At 69.0% G+C, this 18,630-nt stretch carries 18 protein-coding genes and 4 tRNA genes; 8 read left to right on the top strand and 14 right to left on the bottom strand.

Annotated features, from left to right (window positions below):
- The first annotated feature begins 256 nt into the window (after nucleotides 1-256).
- Together ABCR83_RS22620 and ABCR83_RS22625 are read left to right on the top strand one after the other, a co-directional pair.
- Nucleotides 257-2,464, top strand: a complete 2,208-nt coding sequence (locus ABCR83_RS22620) for an elongation factor G-like protein EF-G2 (RefSeq protein ID WP_462696960.1) — start codon at nucleotides 257-259, stop codon at nucleotides 2,462-2,464.
- A 167-nt stretch (nucleotides 2,465-2,631) separates the two neighbouring features.
- On the top strand, nucleotides 2,632-4,284 hold the full coding sequence (locus tag ABCR83_RS22625) for a hypothetical protein (RefSeq protein WP_462696961.1): 1,653 nt from the start codon (nucleotides 2,632-2,634) through the stop codon (nucleotides 4,282-4,284).
- Nucleotides 4,285-4,386: 102 nt separating this feature from the next.
- On the opposite strand, the gene ABCR83_RS22630 is transcribed toward ABCR83_RS22625, so the two are convergent.
- The 6 genes from ABCR83_RS22630 to ABCR83_RS22655 all read right to left on the bottom strand — a co-directional run bounded on the left by ABCR83_RS22630 (nucleotide 4,387) and on the right by ABCR83_RS22655 (nucleotide 10,914).
- Nucleotides 4,387-5,595, bottom strand: a complete 1,209-nt coding sequence (locus tag ABCR83_RS22630) for a YVTN family beta-propeller repeat protein (RefSeq protein WP_462696962.1) — start codon at nucleotides 5,593-5,595, stop codon at nucleotides 4,387-4,389.
- Nucleotides 5,592-6,383 carry a polysaccharide deacetylase family protein gene (locus ABCR83_RS22635; protein ID WP_462696963.1) on the bottom strand — a complete coding sequence of 264 codons (792 nt, stop codon included), beginning with the start codon at nucleotides 6,381-6,383 and terminating at the stop codon, nucleotides 5,592-5,594. The genes ABCR83_RS22630 and ABCR83_RS22635 overlap by 4 nt, the downstream gene beginning before the upstream one ends.
- A gap of 86 nt (nucleotides 6,384-6,469) precedes the next feature.
- Nucleotides 6,470-7,030, bottom strand: a complete 561-nt coding sequence (locus ABCR83_RS22640) for an HIT family protein (RefSeq protein ID WP_462696964.1) — start codon at nucleotides 7,028-7,030, stop codon at nucleotides 6,470-6,472.
- 88 nt (nucleotides 7,031-7,118) lie between these two features.
- Nucleotides 7,119-9,095: a threonine--tRNA ligase gene (thrS, locus tag ABCR83_RS22645; RefSeq protein WP_462696965.1), complete on the bottom strand. Its 1,977-nt coding sequence runs from the start codon at nucleotides 9,093-9,095 to the stop codon at nucleotides 7,119-7,121.
- Nucleotides 9,096-9,178: 83 nt separating this feature from the next.
- Nucleotides 9,179-10,336 carry a hypothetical protein gene (locus ABCR83_RS22650; RefSeq protein WP_462696966.1) on the bottom strand — a complete coding sequence of 386 codons (1,158 nt, stop codon included), beginning with the start codon at nucleotides 10,334-10,336 and terminating at the stop codon, nucleotides 9,179-9,181.
- Nucleotides 10,336-10,914, bottom strand: a complete 579-nt coding sequence (locus ABCR83_RS22655) for a DUF4365 domain-containing protein (protein ID WP_462696967.1) — start codon at nucleotides 10,912-10,914, stop codon at nucleotides 10,336-10,338. The genes ABCR83_RS22650 and ABCR83_RS22655 overlap by 1 nt, the downstream gene beginning before the upstream one ends.
- 167 nt (nucleotides 10,915-11,081) lie before the next feature.
- Here ABCR83_RS22655 and ABCR83_RS22660 point away from each other — a divergent pair, with 167 nt between their 5' ends.
- Nucleotides 11,082-11,807, top strand: a complete 726-nt coding sequence (locus tag ABCR83_RS22660; RefSeq protein WP_462696968.1) for an exonuclease domain-containing protein — start codon at nucleotides 11,082-11,084, stop codon at nucleotides 11,805-11,807.
- Nucleotides 11,808-11,861: 54 nt separating this feature from the next.
- Here the strand turns inward: ABCR83_RS22660 and ABCR83_RS22665 are convergent.
- The 3 genes from ABCR83_RS22665 to ABCR83_RS22675 all read right to left on the bottom strand — a co-directional run bounded on the left by ABCR83_RS22665 (nucleotide 11,862) and on the right by ABCR83_RS22675 (nucleotide 12,633).
- Nucleotides 11,862-11,933, bottom strand: a tRNA-Val gene (locus tag ABCR83_RS22665).
- A gap of 76 nt (nucleotides 11,934-12,009) precedes the next feature.
- On the bottom strand, nucleotides 12,010-12,489 hold the full coding sequence (locus tag ABCR83_RS22670; RefSeq protein WP_462696969.1) for an SRPBCC family protein: 480 nt from the start codon (nucleotides 12,487-12,489) through the stop codon (nucleotides 12,010-12,012).
- 72 nt (nucleotides 12,490-12,561) lie between these two features.
- A tRNA-Val gene (locus ABCR83_RS22675) sits at nucleotides 12,562-12,633 on the bottom strand.
- 280 nt (nucleotides 12,634-12,913) lie between these two features.
- Between ABCR83_RS22675 and ABCR83_RS22680 the strand changes: the two genes are divergently transcribed.
- Both ABCR83_RS22680 and ABCR83_RS22685 read left to right on the top strand, forming a co-directional pair.
- The gene (locus ABCR83_RS22680) at nucleotides 12,914-13,327 is read left to right on the top strand and encodes an SsgA family sporulation/cell division regulator (protein ID WP_004942301.1); all 414 of its coding nucleotides are present in this window, start codon (nucleotides 12,914-12,916) and stop codon (nucleotides 13,325-13,327) included.
- A 221-nt stretch (nucleotides 13,328-13,548) separates the two neighbouring features.
- Complete coding sequence (locus ABCR83_RS22685) at nucleotides 13,549-14,124, top strand: CGNR zinc finger domain-containing protein (protein WP_462696970.1); 576 nt, start codon at nucleotides 13,549-13,551, stop codon at nucleotides 14,122-14,124.
- A gap of 9 nt (nucleotides 14,125-14,133) precedes the next feature.
- Here the strand turns inward: ABCR83_RS22685 and ABCR83_RS22690 are convergent, their stop codons facing one another.
- Both ABCR83_RS22690 and ABCR83_RS22695 read right to left on the bottom strand, forming a co-directional pair.
- Entirely contained in the window at nucleotides 14,134-14,274 is a 141-nt protein-coding gene (locus ABCR83_RS22690) for a hypothetical protein (protein WP_462696971.1), read from the bottom strand.
- A gap of 68 nt (nucleotides 14,275-14,342) precedes the next feature.
- Nucleotides 14,343-14,783 (bottom strand): hypothetical protein, encoded by a 441-nt coding sequence (locus tag ABCR83_RS22695; protein WP_462696972.1) that lies wholly within the window; start codon nucleotides 14,781-14,783, stop codon nucleotides 14,343-14,345.
- Between the two features lie 165 nt (nucleotides 14,784-14,948).
- Between ABCR83_RS22695 and ABCR83_RS22700 the strand changes: the two genes are divergently transcribed.
- On the top strand, nucleotides 14,949-15,455 hold the full coding sequence (locus ABCR83_RS22700; protein WP_462696973.1) for a DsbA family protein: 507 nt from the start codon (nucleotides 14,949-14,951) through the stop codon (nucleotides 15,453-15,455).
- Here ABCR83_RS22700 and ABCR83_RS22705 read toward each other — a convergent pair.
- Genes ABCR83_RS22705 through ABCR83_RS22715 form a run of 3 tightly spaced genes read right to left on the bottom strand, consistent with a single transcriptional unit; the run spans nucleotide 15,452 to nucleotide 18,184 of the window.
- The gene (locus ABCR83_RS22705; protein ID WP_462696974.1) at nucleotides 15,452-16,273 is read right to left on the bottom strand and encodes a GNAT family N-acetyltransferase; all 822 of its coding nucleotides are present in this window, start codon (nucleotides 16,271-16,273) and stop codon (nucleotides 15,452-15,454) included. The two genes, ABCR83_RS22700 and ABCR83_RS22705, sit on opposite strands and share 4 nt — an antisense overlap.
- Before the next feature lie 55 nt (nucleotides 16,274-16,328).
- On the bottom strand, nucleotides 16,329-17,153 hold the full coding sequence (locus tag ABCR83_RS22710) for an aminotransferase class IV (RefSeq protein ID WP_462696975.1): 825 nt from the start codon (nucleotides 17,151-17,153) through the stop codon (nucleotides 16,329-16,331).
- Nucleotides 17,150-18,184, bottom strand: a complete 1,035-nt coding sequence (locus ABCR83_RS22715) for a chorismate-binding protein (protein ID WP_462696977.1) — start codon at nucleotides 18,182-18,184, stop codon at nucleotides 17,150-17,152. Before ABCR83_RS22715 ends, ABCR83_RS22710 begins: the two co-directional genes overlap by 4 nt.
- A 210-nt stretch (nucleotides 18,185-18,394) precedes the next feature.
- Between ABCR83_RS22715 and ABCR83_RS22720 the strand changes: the two genes are divergently transcribed.
- Together ABCR83_RS22720 and ABCR83_RS22725 are read left to right on the top strand one after the other, a co-directional pair.
- A tRNA-Gly gene (locus ABCR83_RS22720) sits at nucleotides 18,395-18,467 on the top strand.
- Between the two features lie 33 nt (nucleotides 18,468-18,500).
- A tRNA-Cys gene (locus tag ABCR83_RS22725) sits at nucleotides 18,501-18,574 on the top strand.
- Nucleotides 18,575-18,630: the final 56 nt, after the last annotated feature.

Raw genomic sequence — 18,630 nt, forward strand, 5'->3', positions numbered from 1 at the left:
GGAGGGTCGTGTGCGGGCCGGGTGGTCGGTGGGCCACCGGCTGGCCCATCGTAGCCAGGCCGCCACGGCGCTCCGCGCACACTCCGCTCCCGCACGCCATGGCGCAGGTCACGCCCATGGCCGCACCGCCCGCCGGAGCCCGTCGGCAGCTCACGCCGGGGGCGGATGGTTGCGCCTCCGTGTTCGACGTATGGACGCAGCGTGACCGTGGTGGAAAGCTCGAAGGACCGCAGGTGTCAACCGGGAGGCGAGACACATGGGCGAGAAGACGACTACCCACCCAGGGGCCGCCGGCAGAGCAGTGACGGCCGACCGGCCCGGCAGCATACGGAATGTGGTGCTGGTCGGCCACAGCGGATCCGGCAAGACCACCCTGGTCGAGGCGCTGGCGCTGGCCACCGGCGCGGTGAACCGGGCGGGCCGCGTCGAGGACGGCGGGGCACTGTCCGACTACGACGAGATCGAACACCGTCAACAACGCTCGGTACAGCTGGCCGTGGTTCCGGTGGACTGGGCCGGCATCAAGGTCAACCTGCTCGACACCCCCGGCTACGCCGACTTCGTCGGCGAGCTGAGGGCCGGGCTGCGCGCGGCGGACGCGGCACTCTTCGTCGTCTCGGCGGCGGAGGGCACCGAGGGCGTCACCGGTGCCACGCGCATGCTCTGGGAGGAGTGCGCGGCAGTGGGCATGCCGCGCGCCATCGTGGTGACGCATCTGGAAGCGGCACGGGCGGACTTCGAACAGATGACGGAGACCTGCCGTACCGCCTTCGGTGGCGACTCCCCCGACAGTGTGCTGCCGCTCTACCTTCCCCTGCACGGCCCGGAGGGCCCCGACGGACACCGTCCCGTGGCCGGTCTCATCGGACTGCTCACCCAGCGGATCTTCGACTACTCCTCGGGCGAACGAACCGAGAGCGCGCCCGACGACGGACAGTTGCCGCTGCTCGAGGAGGCCCGCAACCGGCTCATCGAGGGAATCATCGCCGAGAGCGAGGACGAGACCCTGATGGACCGCTACCTCGGCGGCGAGGCGATCGACGTCAAAACCCTGATCGAGGACCTGGAGCGCGCCGTGGCCCGCGGCACCTTCCACCCCGTGCTGGCCGCCGCCCCCGCGCCGGAGGGCGCCCGCCAGGGCCTGGGCACCGTCGAACTGCTGGAGCTGGTCACCGGCGGCTTCCCCACCCCGACCGAGCGCGAGGCCCCGGCCGTCACCACCCTGGACGGCACCCCACGCCCCCCGCTGACCTGCGATCCGGCGGGCCCGCTCGGCGCAGAGGTGATCAAGACCTCATCGGACCCGTATGTCGGCCGGATCTCCCTGGTGCGGGTCTTCTCCGGCACCCTGCGCCCCGACGAGACCGTCCATGTCTCCGGACACGGCCTGGAGGAGCGCGGGCACGAGAACCACGACGCCGACGAACGGATCGGCGCCCTGTCCTCACCCTTCGGCAAACACCAGCGGCTGCTCGGCCAGGCCATCGCCGGCGACATCGTGTGCGTCGCCAAACTCGGCCAGGCCGAGACGGGCGACACCCTGTCCGCGACCGGCAACCCGCTGCGCATGGATCCCTGGGCCATGCCCGACCCGCTGCTGCCCGTCGCCATCCAGGCACACAGCAAGGCCGACGAGGACAAACTGTCCCAGGGCCTGGCCCGGCTGGTCGCCGAAGATCCCACCATGCGGCTCGAACACAACCAGTACACCCACCAGGTGGTCCTGTGGTGCCTCGGCGAGGCGCACCGGGAAGTGGCACTCGAGCGGCTGCGCACCCGCTACGGCGTACAGGTCGATGTGGTGCCCCACCTGGTCTCGCTGCGCGAGACCTTCGGTTCCAAGGCGTCCGGGCGGGGACGGCACGTCAAACAGTCCGGCGGCCATGGCCAGTACGCCATCTGTGAGATCGAAGTCGAGCCGTTGCCCGGCGGATCCGGCATCGAATTCGTCGACAAAGTCGTCGGCGGCGCCGTGCCCCGGCAGTTCATCCCCTCCGTGGAGAAGGGCGTACGGGCCCAGGCGGCCCGGGGTGTCGCCGCGGGCCACCCCCTGGTCGACGTGCGGGTCACCCTCCTCGACGGCAAGGCGCACTCCGTGGACTCCTCGGACGCCGCCTTCCAGACCGCCGGCGCCCTCGCCCTGCGCGAAGCCGCCGCCGAGACCCGCATCCACCTCCTCGAACCGGTCGCCGAGGTACGGGTGCTGGTGGCCGACGAATACGTCGGCCCGATCATGAGCGACCTGTCCGGGCGGCGCGGCCGAGTGGTCGGCACCGAGCAGTCCGCGGGCGGCCGCACCCTGGTACGGGCCGAGGTCCCGGAGATCGAGATCGGCCGGTATGCGGTGGACCTGCGTTCCCTGTCGCACGGCACCGGGCGGTTCAGCCGCTCGTACGCCCGGCACGAACCGATGCCGCCACAGCTCGCGGACCGCATCCGTGAACAAGCCGAGAACGGCGCATAGTTCACAAGCCGCCCACCCCGGCCGGGTCGAGGTGGGCGGCTTTCCGATCTCCGACGACAGACGGCCGCTCACGCCATTACGCTGAGCAGGCGGCCCGCGGCATCTGCCGCGGACGGCGGACGGGAGCACGCCGCCGCAGTGGGTGCACGCGGCATTGGGGGGCAGCAGTGGCAGACGGCTTTGACTTCAGCCCGGGTGCACAGGTCCCGATCGCGGGCGGCGCCGGCCAGACCGCGGCGACCCAGGCACTGGCCTCGGCCGCCTACCGCGACGGCCCGATGGATGAACTCCTCAAGGCCAACTCCGACTGGGCCACCTCCTCCGTCAAGGCACCCCGCATATCGCTCTTCGAACCCAACCTGGGCGAGGCCTTCTCCCGCGCCGTGCAGACCCGCATGCTCGGCAGCGGCCGCAAACCGCTGATCCAGTCCTTCGGCACCGAACCCCAGGTCATCGTCGAGCACTGCCTGGCCGCCACCCGCATCCGCAAACTGCGCGACGTCCGCCTCACCCTGCTCATGGTCCTGTTCGGGCTGCTCTTCCTGCCCGGCGTACTGCTCTGGCTCGCCGCCTTCCAGCTGCGCCGCTGGATCGCCGGAGCACAGAACAAGCGCGTCGGCGCCTTCGGCATCGCCCTGCTGGGCGTCCTCGCGGTACTCGCCGTCATCTTTATGATCAAGCTGCCGTTCACCGGCTTCCTGGGCATCTATCTGCGCGCCATGCTGGTCGCCCCCGTCATCGGCTGGGCCTGGGCCAAGATCATCTGCGAACGCACCGCCCGGGACCTGCGCGAGCGCTGGACCGGGCTGCTCGAGGGCGGCGGCGTCGGCGCGAAGATCCCCGAGGCCGTGCCACAGGCCCCCGGCGAGAGCGCCGCCGAGCAGCTGCGCCAGGGCCTGGAGCGGCTCTCCGCCGAGCAGAAGAGCAATGTCGTCTTCTACGCCGGGCCCAAGGGCATACTCGGCATGGGCACCCGGTGGGGCAGCTGGCAGCTCGCCGAGGAACTGGTGCCCGCCGACCCCGAGAAGGAGATCAATCCCTTCCGCAGCTGGGACATCATGCGCGCCGTCCATGACCAGCTGCGACTGCTGGAACGCACCCCCGTCAACACCGGCGGCCTCACCCCGCCGTTCGTGGAGCACTGGGTGGTCTCCCCCATCGGCGAGGGCGCCGGCGCGGTGTCCCGCCCGGCCGGCACCGAGGAGGGCTCCTACCAGATACGCGGCGCCGAGCTCCAGAAGATCTGCAATGAACAGCACTTCGGCAGCGGCGACCGCCACTACCTCGGCGTCCAATTCGTACTCTGGGACGGACAGTTGGTGATCACCCTGCTCATCAATGTCACCGTCCTCCACAAAACCCTGCGCATCGAGGTCACCGGCCACGCTCTGGGCCCCATCCACCCTGTCTTCAACGGCAAGCCCAAGAACCGCACCAAGTCCTTTCGCAAGGGCATCAAGTTCTGGGAGACCTGGGAGCGCACCCTCCCCGTCGTGGAGGCCCGCGAGGTCGTCCGTCTCGCCGCACGAGCGCCCCTCACCTGGTTCCCGCCCCTGCTCGAACACTGGGGAGGCAAGCTGGTCCTTCCCGAGCCCTTCGGCCTGCGCCACTCCTGGGCCGACAAGCCCTGGCGCCACCGGTTCATGGCCGATGACGCGCTGCGCGCCGCCACCCCGGTCCTGCGCGTGGTGCACGAAGCGGCACTGCGTGTGCTCGGCGACCACGGCGTGAACATCGAACGCTTCGGCAACCGGGCGAACTTCCTCAGCGGTGCCGTCCAGGACCCCGCACCGCGCCAGGCCGACGTCTACAACGCATAGCGGAACCGTGGCGGAGCTTGTCCCGGTGGCCGATGCCCTCGGTCAGGCATCGCGGATCGGAGCCGGTGTCCTGGCCTGCCCGGAGCAGGAGTCGAGTTGGGCCTATCGGAAGATCCCGGTGTGGCCCAGCGAGTAGCGGCCCGGCTGTGGATAGACGGCGAGTCCGTGCGGACCGGCTCCCACCGGGATCCGGGCGATCTGATGCCCGTCCCTGGTGTCGATCACATACACCTCGCTGTTGTAACGACCCGACAGCCACAGCTCCTTGCCGTCCGCCGAGACACCGCCCATGTCCGGGCTTCCCCCCTCCGGCAGCTCCCACTTGTGCACCAACTTGCGGCTGGCCAGGTCGAGTACGGAAATCGAGCCCTCGCCCCGGTTGGAGATGTACATCGACTTGGAGTCCCGGCTCACATAGAGTCCGTGCGCGCCCTTGCCCGTCGGCATCAGCCAGGGCTCGGTGAATCTGTCGCCGTCCAGCACCCACACCCCGTCGGCCATCATGTCGGCGACATACCAGGTCTTGCCGTCCGAGGAGATCTTCACATCCTGGGGCATCGCGCCGTCGAACGGCAGCTTCCGCTGCCCGATGACCTTCATCCGGGCCGTGTCGACCTTGAGCAGTTCCCCGGAGAACTCACAGGAGACGATGAAGTACCGCCCGTCCGGCGAGAAATCCGCGTGGTTGACCCCCAGACAGCTCACCGGCTCCGTCTTCATCCGCTTCATGGTGTGCGCGTCCCGGAACACCAGCTCACGGTCCATCGAGGCCATCACCACCGCATACTTGCCGTCCGGGGTGAAGTAGAGGTTGTACGGATCATGGACGTCGACCGGTTTGCCCGCCTTGCCGGTGGCCGGATCGATCGGAGTGAGCGTATGGCCGCGGTCGTTGTTGACCCAGAGCGTCTTCAGATCCCAGGACGGCACCACGTGCTGCGGCTGGGAGCCGACCGGAATCGTCTCCACCACCTTGTAGGTCCTGGGATCGATGACACTGACCGTGTCCGACTCGGTGTTGGGTACATAGACCCGGGACGGGAAATTCCTGACCACCGGCGACAGGGCGTTCGGCCGGTCGGCGGCATAGAGGTCGTTCGGATCGAGCAGCGGCGGCATCCCCGGCAGCCCCTGCGGCATGCCCCGCGCCGCTCCCTGACTGGGGTGCTGACGCGACTGCCGGTCGGCCGCCTCGGAACCGCTGTCGTGATCACCACAGCCGGAGACGGCCAACAGCGCGCCGGCGAGGGCCAGCAGCACGGCCTGGCGGACCCGACGTGGACGGGGACGAACGTGCGAGAACGGGATCATCGGGTCAGCAGCTCCGTAGTCGTCACCGCACGCAGACCGCGGCGGTGCAGGCCGTCGAGGATCGCGGGCAGCGCGGCGACCGTGCCGGCGTGCCCGAAGTGCAGGCTCACGACCGACCCGGGCCGTACCGCGTTCAGGACGGTACGCCGGACCGCGGTCGCACCCGGGTCGGTGAAGTCGAGGGAATCCACGTCGTACGAGAGGACGTGCGGGTAACCGGCCTTGCGCGCCAGCCGGAGCACCTGATCGGTGGCGCGCCGAGCGCGCGAAGGGCGAAACCAGCGCCCGATGCCACCCGTGAGCCGCCGCAGCCGGTCGGCGCACTCGGTGATCTCGGCGTAGGCGGCCTTGCCGCTCATCGAGCAGATGTCGAGGTGGCGCATGGTGTGATTGCCCAGCTCATGCCCGCCGTCGAGGATCCGGCGCGCCAGCTGCGGCTGCGCGTCCAGCCAGTCGCCGACGGCCAGCACGGTGATGCGCGCCCCGGCCCGTTCCGCCTCCGTCAGCAGGCTGGTGGCCGATCCCGGGTCTCCGCGGCCGTGAAAGGTGAGCGCCACCGCCTTGCTCCGGCGGGAACCGTGGTCGATCTGCGCGGGAAGCCCGGCGGGCAGTGGAGGCAGCCGGGGCGGCACTGCCGGTACCGGCGAAACGGGCGCCCGTACCCGGCCGGTCCGAACGGGCCGGGCCTGCTGTTCCTCGTCACAGCCCGCGAGCGGTGCCCCCGCCGCTCCGGCGAGGACACCGCTCGCGGCTGCACGCAGCACGGTACGGCGGTGAAGGAAGGTCACCGCACCATTAGAGCGTTTATGTCCAGTTTTTAAGCGATTTTCTCGGTTTGGCTATAATTCGTGTCCTTTGCGGGCTCGGAGGATGCCTAGGCCGCCGGCCAGACGTCGGCCAGCATCTTCCGGGTGTCCGCGAGGAGTTGGGGCAGCACCTTGGTGTGGCCCACGACGGGCATGAAGTTGGTGTCACCGCCCCAGCGGGGCACGATGTGCTGGTGCAGGTGGGCGGCGATGCCGGCACCGGCCTCCACGCCCTGGTTCATACCGATGTTGAAGCCGTGCGCCCCGGAAGCGGCACGCAGCGCGGTCATCGCCCGCTTGGTGAATCCGGCGAGCTCGGCGGTCTCGGCCTCGTCGAGGTCCGTGTAGTCGGCGACATGGCGGAACGGCACGATCATGCAGTGGCCGCCGTTGTACGGATAGAGATTGAGCACCGCATACACCCGCTGACCTCGGGCGATGATCAGCCCGTCCTCATCGGACTTGGCCGGGATCGCGCAGAACGGGCAGCCGTCATCGGCCCCCGGGCCGGTCGGCTTGTTCTCCCCCTGGATGTACGCCATCCGGTGGGGCGTCCACAGGCGCTGAAAGGCGTCCGGGGACCCTACTCCGATCTGCTGCTCCGGCTCACTCGTCATGTTGAGCAGCATATTCGCCCGGGTGGGGGTGGGTGCAGAGAGGGGCGGCCCGCCTTGGGCCGCCCCTCAACGGATCCTCTCCGCCGGCGCGGAGCCGAGGTCACACCTGGATCCGCCGCTCCACCGCATCCATGATCTCCTGCAACGCCTCGTCACGCGGAATCCCGTTCTTCTGCGAACCGTCGCGGTAGCGGAAGGACACGGCGCCGTTGGCCATGTCCTCATCGCCAGCGATGATCATGAACGGGATCTTGCTGCGCTGGGCATTCCTGATCTTCTTCTGCATCCGGTCGTCCGACGCGTCGACGTCCACCCGCAGCCCCTTGGCCTTCGCCATGGCCGCGAACTCCTGGAGGTACGGCACATGCGAGTCACCGATCGGGATGCCGACCGCCTGCACCGGCGCCAGCCACGCCGGGAACGCGCCCGCGTAGTGCTCCAGCAGCACCGCGAAGAACCGCTCGATCGATCCGAACAGCGCACGGTGGATCATGACCGGACGCTGCTTGGAGCCGTCCGCCGCGGTGTACTCCAGGTCAAAGCGCTCCGGCACATTGAAGTCCAGCTGAATGGTGGACATCTGCCAGGTGCGGCCGATCGCGTCCCGCGCCTGCACCGAGATCTTGGGGCCGTAGAAGGCCGCGCCACCGGGGTCGGCGACCAGCTCGAGGCCCTGCTTCTCCGCCACCTTGCGCAGCGTCTCGGTGGCCTCTTCCCAGACCTCGTCCGAGCCGATGAACTTCTCCGGGTCCTTGGTGGACAGCTCCAGGTAGAAGTCGTTCAGGCCGTAGTCGCGGAGCAGACCCAGCACAAAGTTGAGCGCCCGGTCGATCTCGTCCGCCATCTGCTCGCGAGTGCAGTAGATGTGCGCGTCGTCCTGGGTGAAGCCGCGGGCCCGGGTCAGGCCGTGCACCACGCCCGACTTCTCGTACCGGTAGACGGTCCCGAACTCAAACAGCCTCAAAGGCAGTTCGCGGTACGACCGCCCCCGCGCGTCGAAAATCAGGTTGTGCATGGGGCAGTTCATGGGCTTCAGGTAGTAATCCACGCCCTCGTCGAGCTGCATGGGCGGGTACATACCGTCCGCGTACCACTCCAAGTGGCCGCTCTGCTCGAAGAGCTTCCCCTTGGTGGCGTGCGGGGTGTAGACGAACTCATACCCCTCCTCCTCGTGCCGGCGGCGTGAGTAGTCCTCCATGACCCGGCGGACGATGCCGCCCTTGGGGTGGAAGACCGCCAGGCCCGAGCCGATCTGCTCCGGGATGGAGAACAGGTCGAGTTCGGCACCGAGCTTGCGGTGATCCCGCTTCTCCGCCTCCGCCAGGAACTCCAGGTGCGCCTTCAGCTCGTCCTTCGACGGCCACGCGGTGCCGTAGATGCGCTGCAGCATGGGGTTCTTCTCGCTGCCACGCCAATACGCGGCCGCGTTGCGCATCAGCTTGAACGCCGGAATCACCCGGGTCGTCGGCAGGTGCGGCCCCCGGCAGAGGTCCTTCCAGCACAGCTCCCCGGTCTTGGCGTCCAGGTTGTCGTAGATGGTGAGCTCTCCGGCCCCCACCTCGACGTCCGCCCCGTCGTCGTGCGAGGCCGAGCCCTTGAGCCCGATCAGCTCCAGCTTGTACGGCTCGTCGGCCAGCTCTTCGCGCGCCGCCTCGTCGGTCACCACACGGCGGGAGAACTTCTGCCCCCGCTTGATGATCTCCTGCATCTTCTTCTCGATGAGCTTGAGGTCATCGGGATGGAAAGGCTTCTCGACGTCGAAGTCGTAGTAGAAGCCGTCCTTGACCGGCGGGCCGATGCCCAGCTTGGCCTCGGGGAACAGCTCCTGCACGGCCTGGGCCATGACGTGCGCGGCGGAATGCCGCAGGATATCGAGACCGTCCGTGGAGGAGATCTCCACGGGCTCGACCTCATCGCCCTCGGCGAGCTCGTGGGCCAGGTCCTTCAGCTCGCCCGCCACGCGTGCGGCGACGATGGTGCGCTCGCCGGCGAAGAGATCGGCCGCCGTGGTGCCCGTGGTCACCACGCGTTCTTCCCGCTCGGAATCGCGTTGGATGATCACACGGACGTCTGACACCGGACTCTCCTGACTCATGGGATGCGGCAGCGGATGCTGCGCGCCTGAATCGTACCGAGCCCGGTGCCGTGGTCGCGAAGCGGTCAGACGCCGTCGTTCCGCTCCCCGAAGACGTCGAAGCTCGCCTGGAGCGACTTGAGCAGCCGGTCCCGCTCCGCCTCATCGACCTGTACGGGCGTCACCTCACCTCCTTCGGTCAGCCTCCGGAAGCCGCCCCGGCTCTGGAGTCTGCCGCTGATCCTGACCGGCAGGCCCACCAGATGGGCCTGGCCCGCGATCCGGTAGTCGTCCTCGCCGAGCTCCACGCGCACCTCGGTCACCTCCGCCCCCGAGAGCACCCGCAATCGGACCACTCCAGCCCCACACGGGGCTTCACGCCCCATGCGCACCACGGTTCCGGTGAGCCGTACAGGCACCGATGGTTCGTCCCGTATGTACCGGGCCCCGGCCTCCCGCAGCGCCTGAAGATCGCCCGGAGAGAACTCCACCGGCTCGGGCCGGGCCGCGAAACCCCGGGGTGGTCCGGCGGCCGGGGCCCAGTCCACCCTGACCCGGATCCCCTCCGAGCCGCTGACCAGCATGGCAATGGCCTCGGTCAGTTCCTGGCACACCCCTGCCTCCACCGCCGCGTCGAACGCCTCCGACCGCCCGGTGGCCCGCTGGTAGTCGGTGGCGTCGCGGGCCGCGTGCAGCGCGCGCAGCAGGGCGGCGACGGCCGGGCGCCCATCCGGGTCGTCGGGCCCGATCGGCAGGAAGACGGCCAGCTCACGGCCGGAACGGACGGGACCCGCCCGCAGCCGGTCCAGCACGGCCTCGGCCCGGTGGCGGTGCCGGGCGCCGTGGTAGCCGGCCCGGCCCTCGGCGGCCAGCGCCCCGGCGAGCAGCATCGCGCGGGCACCGGCCCGTAACCGTTCCTGCGCGGTCCACGCGACGGCCGGGGCCTGGGGCTCGGGGATGTCTCGGCACCAGCGGATCTCATCGCTGGGCACGCGCAGTGCAACGAGGATCTGACGGGCCGACGGAGAGGCGCTGCGCTCCAGGGCGGTGAGGGCCTCGGTGAGCAGATCGGCACTGTCGGGAAAGGCATGGCTCTCCGGGACGAGCACGCTGGTCCCGGTGGATTCGGGCGGTGTCCAGCGGCTGTAGTGCCGGGCGGCTCCCCCGCGCCGTCGCCAGCCATGACGGGCGAGCAGGGCGCCCAGGACGGCGGGGTCCACCGGGTCGGCAGCGGGCCGTGGCATCAGGGTCTCCCTCCCGCCCCGACCCGCGTCATGATCTCGCAGAGGGCGTGGTCGTCGAAGACGTGCGAGGTGGGGATGCGCACCGTGGTTCTGCGCCGGCCGGTCACCGGACGCCCCGCCAGATTGGCCCAGTAGCAGCAGTGCCGCAGTTCAAGCCGGTCGTGCCCGACCAGCAGCCAGTCGTCCCGGGTACGCGGCACCACCATCACCACCAGGATCTTGTGCACCGATACCGGGGTGCGGGCCAGCTTGGCGAGGTGATCGTTGTCGAGAGTGAACGGGAAGGACCGGCCGGGCAGCCGAGGACTCAGCTGGTAGGTGCACTTGAGCTGCACCTTGATGGTGACCTCGTCGTCCATGGTGTGGCCGGGGGCGCTGTGGCTGACGTGCCAGTCGATGCCGTAGTCGGGGAAGGGCTGCGCGAGGGAGCAGCCCGCCGCCGCGGCGACCGCGTGCAAATAGCCGACCTGCAGGGTCTCCATGCACGCGGTGGTGGCGAGAGCGCCGCGCCGTGGTGCGGGCCGCCCGGTCGGCAGCCTCCTCGCCGGCGCGGCCGGGTCGGGCTGCGCGAGCGCCATGTCCGAAACACCTTCCGGGCTCACCGGTCCATTGGTCCGTACAAGTGTGTTGTCTCCACCCGAACTCCCCGGCAAACGGGGGCGGTTCGACTCGCCGGATGACCGGGTATCACCTCGCGGGGAGGGGGAAACACGCCATTTGCCGGGCAAGCGCGAGGAGTTGTGACATGCCGTGCTGGTTCGAGGGACCACTCGCCGCCTTCGACACCGAGACGACCGGGGTCGATGTCGAGCACGACCGGATCGTGTCGGCGGCCGTCGTGATGCAGTCACAGGCAGGGGCCTCGCCGGTGGCCACCCGCTGGCTGATCAATCCGGGAGTTCCGGTCCCCGAGGGGGCGACCGCGATACACGGTCTGACCGACACCCATCTGCAGCGGTACGGACGGTGGCCCGCACCGGTGATGGAGGAGCTGGCCCGGGCGGTGGCCGACCAGGCGGCCGGTGGCGTTCCCCTGGTCGTGATGAACGCGCCGTTCGATCTGACCCTGCTGGACCGCGAGTTGCGGCGGCACCGGGCCCAGCCGCTGGCCGGCTATCTCGGGAGCATCGCGCTATGCGTCCTGGATCCCTGGGTGCTCGACAAACACCTCGACCGCTATCGCAAGGGCCATCGCACCTTGACGGATCTGTGCGCGCACTACGGCGTGGAACTGACGGGGGCACACGATGCCGCCGCCGATGCAACGGCGGCTCTGGAGGTCGTACGGACCATAGGCCGCCGGTTCGCGTCGCGTCTGGAGCGGCTGAGCCCGGCCGAGCTGCACTCACGGCAGATGGTCTGGCATGCGGCGCAGGCTCGTGGCCTGCAGGCCTGGTTCGCACGGAACGGCTCGAACGAGGAGTGCGATCCGGCCTGGCCGCTACGGCCACGGCTGCCTGCGGCCGCCTGAGGTGACGGCAACGCACAAGGCCGGTCCGTCAATTGACGGACCGGCCTCCCGGGGTGGGCGATACTGGGATCGAACCAGTGACCTCTTCGGTGTGAACGAAGCGCTCTCCCGCTGAGCTAATCGCCCGGATTTCCGCCGGGTCCTGGAAGCTTTCGCCAGCCCTCGGAACGCACTGAACAATACAGGGCGCGGCGGCTCCCCATCAAATCTCCCGGGGGCCGCGGCCCAACAGCGCCCGCAGTCCGCGCCGCCCGCCCCGCATCATCCAGGCATGGTTGGCGATGAAGAGCGGCCGCCCCGGCATTGCCAGGCGCCGCATCAACGGTTTGCGTACGTCCACCTCTTGCTCGAACCGGGCCAGGGCTCCGGTGGCACCGCACGGCAGCACCGTCCAGCGCACCCACCCCTCCAGATCGCCGCACAGGGTGATCTCCAGTACCCGGGTGCGTGGATCGCGGCGGCTCTCTCGAACGGTGACGGCCAGCTCGTACGGCAGGAAGGAGCGGAAGCGCACCAGACCGCTCTTCTCGTCCACCTGGGCCACCTCCAGAACCTGCGGCCACCAGGAGGGATAGCCGGCCACCGCTTCCAGGGCCGCGTAGACGGTGTCCGGCGGCACGTCGAGCGGCCAATCGTCACGGAAGCGGTAGTGGTTGAGCGCGATTTTCGGATGCCGGACCATGCGTGCCAGCGCATACGAAAAACCGAGAGTCCGCAAGGAAGTTGCCCTTGTCGGACCCTCGGTCCATTGGTGTGGGCGATACTGGGATCGAACCAGTGACCTCTTCGGTGTGAACGAAGCGCTCTCCCGCTGAGCTAATCACCCGGGCGCATCGCAAACATTACCGCATGTCAGGCGATGCCCAGAACCATCCGCTCCGGGCGCAAACCAGCAGCCATCACTCTCCGTGTCCGGGGGGTCAATGCGGTGGAGCTCTGCGATCTCACCGGAATGGGTGCATTCGCGATGGAGACGGTCGGCCGTCCGGGGTATACGAAGAGCCCCAAAACGGGCAGAGGGGTTTACAACGGCACCGTAGGTGGCATGTCGATTTCGCCGACGTGCGAACCCCCGAGCGCACACTGAGCGAAAGGCCCTGGCGCTTATGAACACCACGGTCAGCTGTGAGCTGCACCTGCGCCTCGTTGTGTCGAGTGAATCGTCACTGCCTGTACCCGCAGGCCTGCGGTACGACACTTCCGATCCGTATGCCGTGCACGCCACCTTCCATACCGGAGCCGAAGAGACGGTCGAGTGGGTCTTCGCCCGGGATCTGCTCGCCGAGGGCCTGCACCGGCCCACCGGCACCGGCGACGTCCGTGTATGGCCGTCCCGCAGCCACGGCCAGGGCGTCGTGTGCATCGCGCTCAGCTCCCCCGAGGGCGAGGCCCTGCTGGAGGCTCCGGCGCGAGCCCTGGAGTCGTTTCTGAAGCGAACCGACGCAGCCGTCCCACCCGGCACCGAGCACCGGCACTTCGATCTGGACACCGAGCTCTCGCACATTCTGGCCGAGAGCTGAAACCGGGCGAAACAGTTCACAGCGCGCCGCCCACTCGGGGAGGCGGCCCGCACCCAGCACACGCACTCGTCTCGCATAAGGGCATCCCACCAGTGCCGTCACCGCGGAATCCGTCGCGGTGACGGCACCTTCGCGTGGTGGCACGGCCGGAACCAGTAAGGTCAGTGGCTCGCAGTCGAACAATTGCCGCCCTATCCGTCCGGCCAGGGAGCGAACGAACCGTGCTGATCAACCACGACACCCGGTGCGCGCTCGACGCCGTCGTCGACCTCCTGAACACCGCACCCAAAACTCCTCGAGCTCCGGGAGATCCCAACGGTGACAGCCTGGTGGATCTCGCCGCGCTGCGGGCGTTCATCGAGCGCAACGCCATAAGCGGCATCGATGACCTCCGGGATGCGGATCTGCTCGCCGTGCGATCGATCCGCACCAGGTTCGCTCAAGTTTTCGATGCTGCTGACACCCCCGCCACCGCTGCGCTGCTCAATTCCCTGGTCGCCGAGGCAGGGACCACACCTCGGCTGACCGACCACGATGGCTACGACTGGCATGTGCACTACTTCGCGCCCGGCGCTTCCCTCGCCCAGCACCTCGCGGCGGACGGTGGCATGGCGCTGGCGTTCCTCGTCGTCGCGGGCGAGCGTGAACGACTGCGGCGCTGTGAGGCACCGGGCTGCGGGCGCGCCTTCGTCGATCTGTCCCGCAATCGCTCGCGCCGCTACTGCGATGGCCGCATATGCGGCAACCGACTCCACGTCGCCGCATACCGGGCACGCCAACGGGAGGCCGCGGACTGAGCGTGCGCGTCACCAGCGGTACAGGTCATGGACGGCGGTCAGCAGGATCAGCGTGGCCACAAAGGCGAGGAAGAACATCAACGGCGGCTGGGACAAGGCGAAGAGACAGCCGCGCGATTCCTCGGCCGTGTCTGCTGGTTCGTCGTTCATCTCCGGCAGATCATGGCGCAGCGCGCCGCGACCGTTTTACCAACACGCCAGCTGTGCGCGGGAGTTCGTCAGATCCCGTGCTTCTTGAGGATGGCCTCGATGTCCGAGAAGTCCTCGCCGCCGGACTTGGGCCGAGCCTTGCTCTTCGAGCGCTCCGGCGTTTGGGCCGACCCCGGCAAGGCCGCGGAGGCCGCGGGTGCCACGGCATCGTCGCGTGCGGCGGCCATCGCCTTGCGCTCCTTCCGGCTGCCGGTGCCACGGCGCCCGGCTGCCTTGCTCGCCAGGAACAGCAAGGCGGAGAGCGCCAGGATACCGACGCCCACCCAGGCCACCGGGTCAAAGGCCAGCTTGGTGACCGCCTTGACGATCCCCGTCATGACCAGCCCGATGGGGATGAGGGAGTAGGCCGCTATCCGGGTCGCGGTGAGAAAGCGCTTGCGGTACGCCGTCAGCAGGGCGATGCCCAGGCCGCCCGCGGACACCGCGGCGCATACGGTCTCGGTCAGCATCCGATCCTCCTGCCGATGTTGGTCTCCTCCTCCATCCTGCACCTGCCGGAGCCATACATGCCACGATCAGATGGGAGCTCAGGGAGAACTCCGGGTCGAGTAAGGGGCTCTCTCCTCCCCTGGGCCTAGATCCCGTTCCTCCGTACGGACTGGGAGACTGACCCCATGAGCGACACCAACACCTCCCGTGCCGTACTCGACGTCTGGTGCGAGCTGCAGTGCCCCGACTGCCGTGCGGCCCTCGAAGACCTCCGTGCGCTGCGCGCCCGCTATGGGGCGCGGCTGGAGATCCGGCTGCGGCACTTTCCGCTGGAGAAGCACCGGCACGCGTACGCCGCCGCCCAGGCCGCCGAGGAGGCTGCCGAGCAGGGGCAGGGGTGGCCGTACATCGAGGCGGTCCTGGCTCGCACCGAGGAGCTGGACACCCGGGGCGAGCAACTGCTCGTCCAGGTGGCAGGCGAGCTGGGGCTGGACCCCGAGGAAGTGGACACCGCGCTGATCGACGGCCGGCATCTGCTGATCGTCGACGCGGACCAGGCCGAAGGCAAGGCAATCGGCGTGACGGGCACGCCCACCTATGTCATCGACGGGGAGCGGCTGGACGGCGGCAAGAGCCAGGAGGGACTGCGCGAGCGGATCGAGGAGATCGCCGACCGGCTGCTGGACGGTTAGAGCAGAACCTTGTGCAGATAGTGGTGCGTCGGCTCGTAGCCGAGTGACGCATACAACCGCAGGGCCGGGGTGTTGCCGGCGAAGACATTCAGGGCGAGGGTGGGCGCTCCGGCCGCCAGGATCTCGCGCTCGGCGGCGAGCATCAGGGTCCGGCCGTGCCCGTGGCCGCGGTGCCCGGGGGTGACTTCGACGTACATCACGTAGCCGCCACGGTCCGTTTGCGCCAGCCAGAGCGTGCCGACGTCCGTGCCATGGTGGGCCAGGATACGCAGGGCGGTGCCGGCCGTGGCGAGGCCGAGCGGCAGGAAGGTGGCGTGGTCCCGCTCCGCCTTGGCCTCGGCGTCCATCCGGGCCACCCCGCGGTCCAGCCAGGCCTGCACATAGCCGGCTTTCACGGCCGTCTGCCAGGCCGGGAACTCGGCCTGGCTCATGGGCCGTACGACACTGCCCGCGGGCAGGTCGGGCGAGGTGGTGAGCGACTTCGCCAGCTCGCGACTGCTCTCGGTGTAGCCAAGCGTCGCGGCGAGCTCCAGCGCGGGCTCCGCGGCGGCCGGGATGCTCACTTCCACCCGGCCGCAGCCCCAGTCGCGCAGTACTTCCTCGGCGGCGAGGGCGGCAACCGTGCCACGCCCTCGGTGCCGGTCCTGCTCGTCGATGTCGAGCCGCGCTATCCGGCCGGTTCGTGGCCCGAAAGCGGTGCTCGCGGCGAGGTCGACCCGCCCGACGGGCCTTCCGTTGACACAGACGTCGTACGAACGAGACCTGCCGCCGTCGTCGGTGCGCTGCTCGGGTGCGGTGGGCCGCAGGGTAGTGGTCACGTTGGTGTTGTACCTGCCCCATGCCCGCCACGTCATGGGCTTTGTCGGATCGGGTCTACGGATCGAGATCGGCCGCGGCGTGCTCGTCGAAGATCCGCATGGCCTTCGCGGTCACCGGGCCCGGTGCACCGGAGAGCCGACGGCCGTCGACGGCTTGGACGGCTTGGACGTCGCGAAGACTGGAGGTCAGGAAGACCTCATCGGCCCGGTCCAGCACCTCCATCGGCAGCTCGGTCTCCTTGACGTCGGCCCATTCCAGGACGAGTGCGCGGGTGATCCCGGGCAGGCAACCCGAGGCAATCGGCGGAGTGTGCAGCTCCCCGTCGACGACAACAAAGACATTGGAACCGGTGCCCTCACAGAGCTCGCCCACGGTGTTGGAGAACAGCGCCTCGGTGGCGCCGTGCTCCTTCGCTCTGGCAAGGGCGACGACGTTCTCGGCATATGACGTGGACTTGAGACCGGCGAGGGCGCCGCGCTCGTTGCGGGTCCAAGGGACGGTGATGGCGGCCGTCGTGTCGGGCCTGCGCCGGACCTCGCCGAGAGCGACGAGGAGGGTGGGACCGGTGGTGCCGCGGTCGGAACCCAGTGGGGAGACGCCGCCGGTGTAGGTGATCCGCAGTCGGCCCAGCGGCATGGGGCGGGCCTCGAGTACCGCCGTGCAGGCCCGGCGTACCTCTTCGAGGTCCGGCTCGGGCAGCCCCAGGCCGCGAGCGGAGTTGCCGAGTCTGGCGAGATGACGGGTCATGGCGAAGGGACGGCCATGCACGGTCTTGATGGTCTCGAAAACCCCGTCGCCGACCGTGAGCCCGTGATCGAACACCGAGACTCGAGCACTGCGCTCGTCATGGAGCGCGCCATCGAGCCAGATCGTCGTCACCGTTTCGTCCTTCCCAGCAGCCGGTGTGTGCCCGAAGCTATCGCGAGCAGCCGGGCCGCCTTGAGTTCGGTCTCGGCCCATTCCTGCTCCGGATCGGAGCCCCAGGTGATACCTGCTCCGGTGCCGAATCTCAGCGCGGCACCACCGGGTGCGGTGCGGTCGATCCAGAAGGTGCGGATACCCACCGCCAGCTCGCCCGTGCCCCGGTCGGCGTCGACCCAGCCGATTCCCCCACAATAGGGCCCGCGGGGCATGGTCTCCAGGGATTCGATGATCCGCAGCGCGCTGGTTTTGGGTGCACCGGTCACCGAGCCCGGTGGGAAGGCGGCGGCGAAAAGCTCTGCCCAGCCGACGCCATCGGCTATGTCGCCCCGCACGGTGGAGACGAGATGAACCAGGCCGGGATGCTGCTCGACCACACAGAGTCCAGGGACGGTCACCGAACCGGTGGCGCAGACGCGCCCCAGGTCGTTGCGGACCAGGTCCACGATCATCACGTTCTCGGCGTGGTCCTTTTCCAGCAGGTCGGCGGCGATGCGGCCGGTGCCCTTGATCGGTCCGGATTCCACGGTGTCACCGGCTCGGCGCAGGAACAGCTCGGGGGAGGCGGTGGCCACTTCCACACCATGAGCGGGCAGCCGGACCGTGCCGGCGTAGGGGGCGGGGTTGCCGACGGCGAGCAGCGCGCCGAGGGCGTCCACATCGGCGGTGGGTGGGTCGGGCAACGGCGCGCTCAGCACCCTGCAGAGATTGGCCTGGTATACGTCACCGGCGGCTATGTGCTCGCGTATGCGCCGCACGCCCGCGGTGTAGGCGCCGTGGTCGAGGGAGCTGATCCAGGTCTCGGGGGCAGGCCCCCGCCATCCATCCGCGGCAGTGGGCGGGGCGGGGCGCACGTCACCGAAGCGGGCGCAGGTGATGCCTCCCTCGAAATCCACGACCACCGCCCACCAGCCCCTGGACTCCAGAGCTGCCGGGTCGCTGGTGACATCGCGTAGATCGGTGGCGAGGAGGCCGCGGAAGCGGGCCATCGAGGGAAGGTAGTGCACGTCAAAGAGTCTATGGCGCGGCCATCAGGGGTGGACCGGGCCGAAGAACGCCGAAGAACGCCGGAGAACAGGGCAGCACGCTGCGGAAACGGAATTTGAGCTGGCGCTGGAATCCGCTAGAGTTCAACACGTCGCCGGGACGCGGAAGCGAAACGGCAAAGGCACCTCTCGGACCGGGTCCGAGGGAGGCATGCGGACGTGGCTCAGTTGGTAGAGCATCACCTTGCCAAGGTGAGGGTCGCGAGTTCGAATCTCGTCGTCCGCTCTGTGGGGGATCTTCCCGAACCCCCGCTCCGTTGGTGGAGTGGCCGAGAGGCGAGGCAACGGCCTGCAAAGCCGTCTACACGGGTTCAAATCCCGTCTCCACCTCCAAGGACGATTAGCTCAGCGGGAGAGCGCTTCCCTGACACGGAAGAGGTCACTGGTTC

This window comes from Streptomyces xingningensis, from assembly GCF_054957865.1.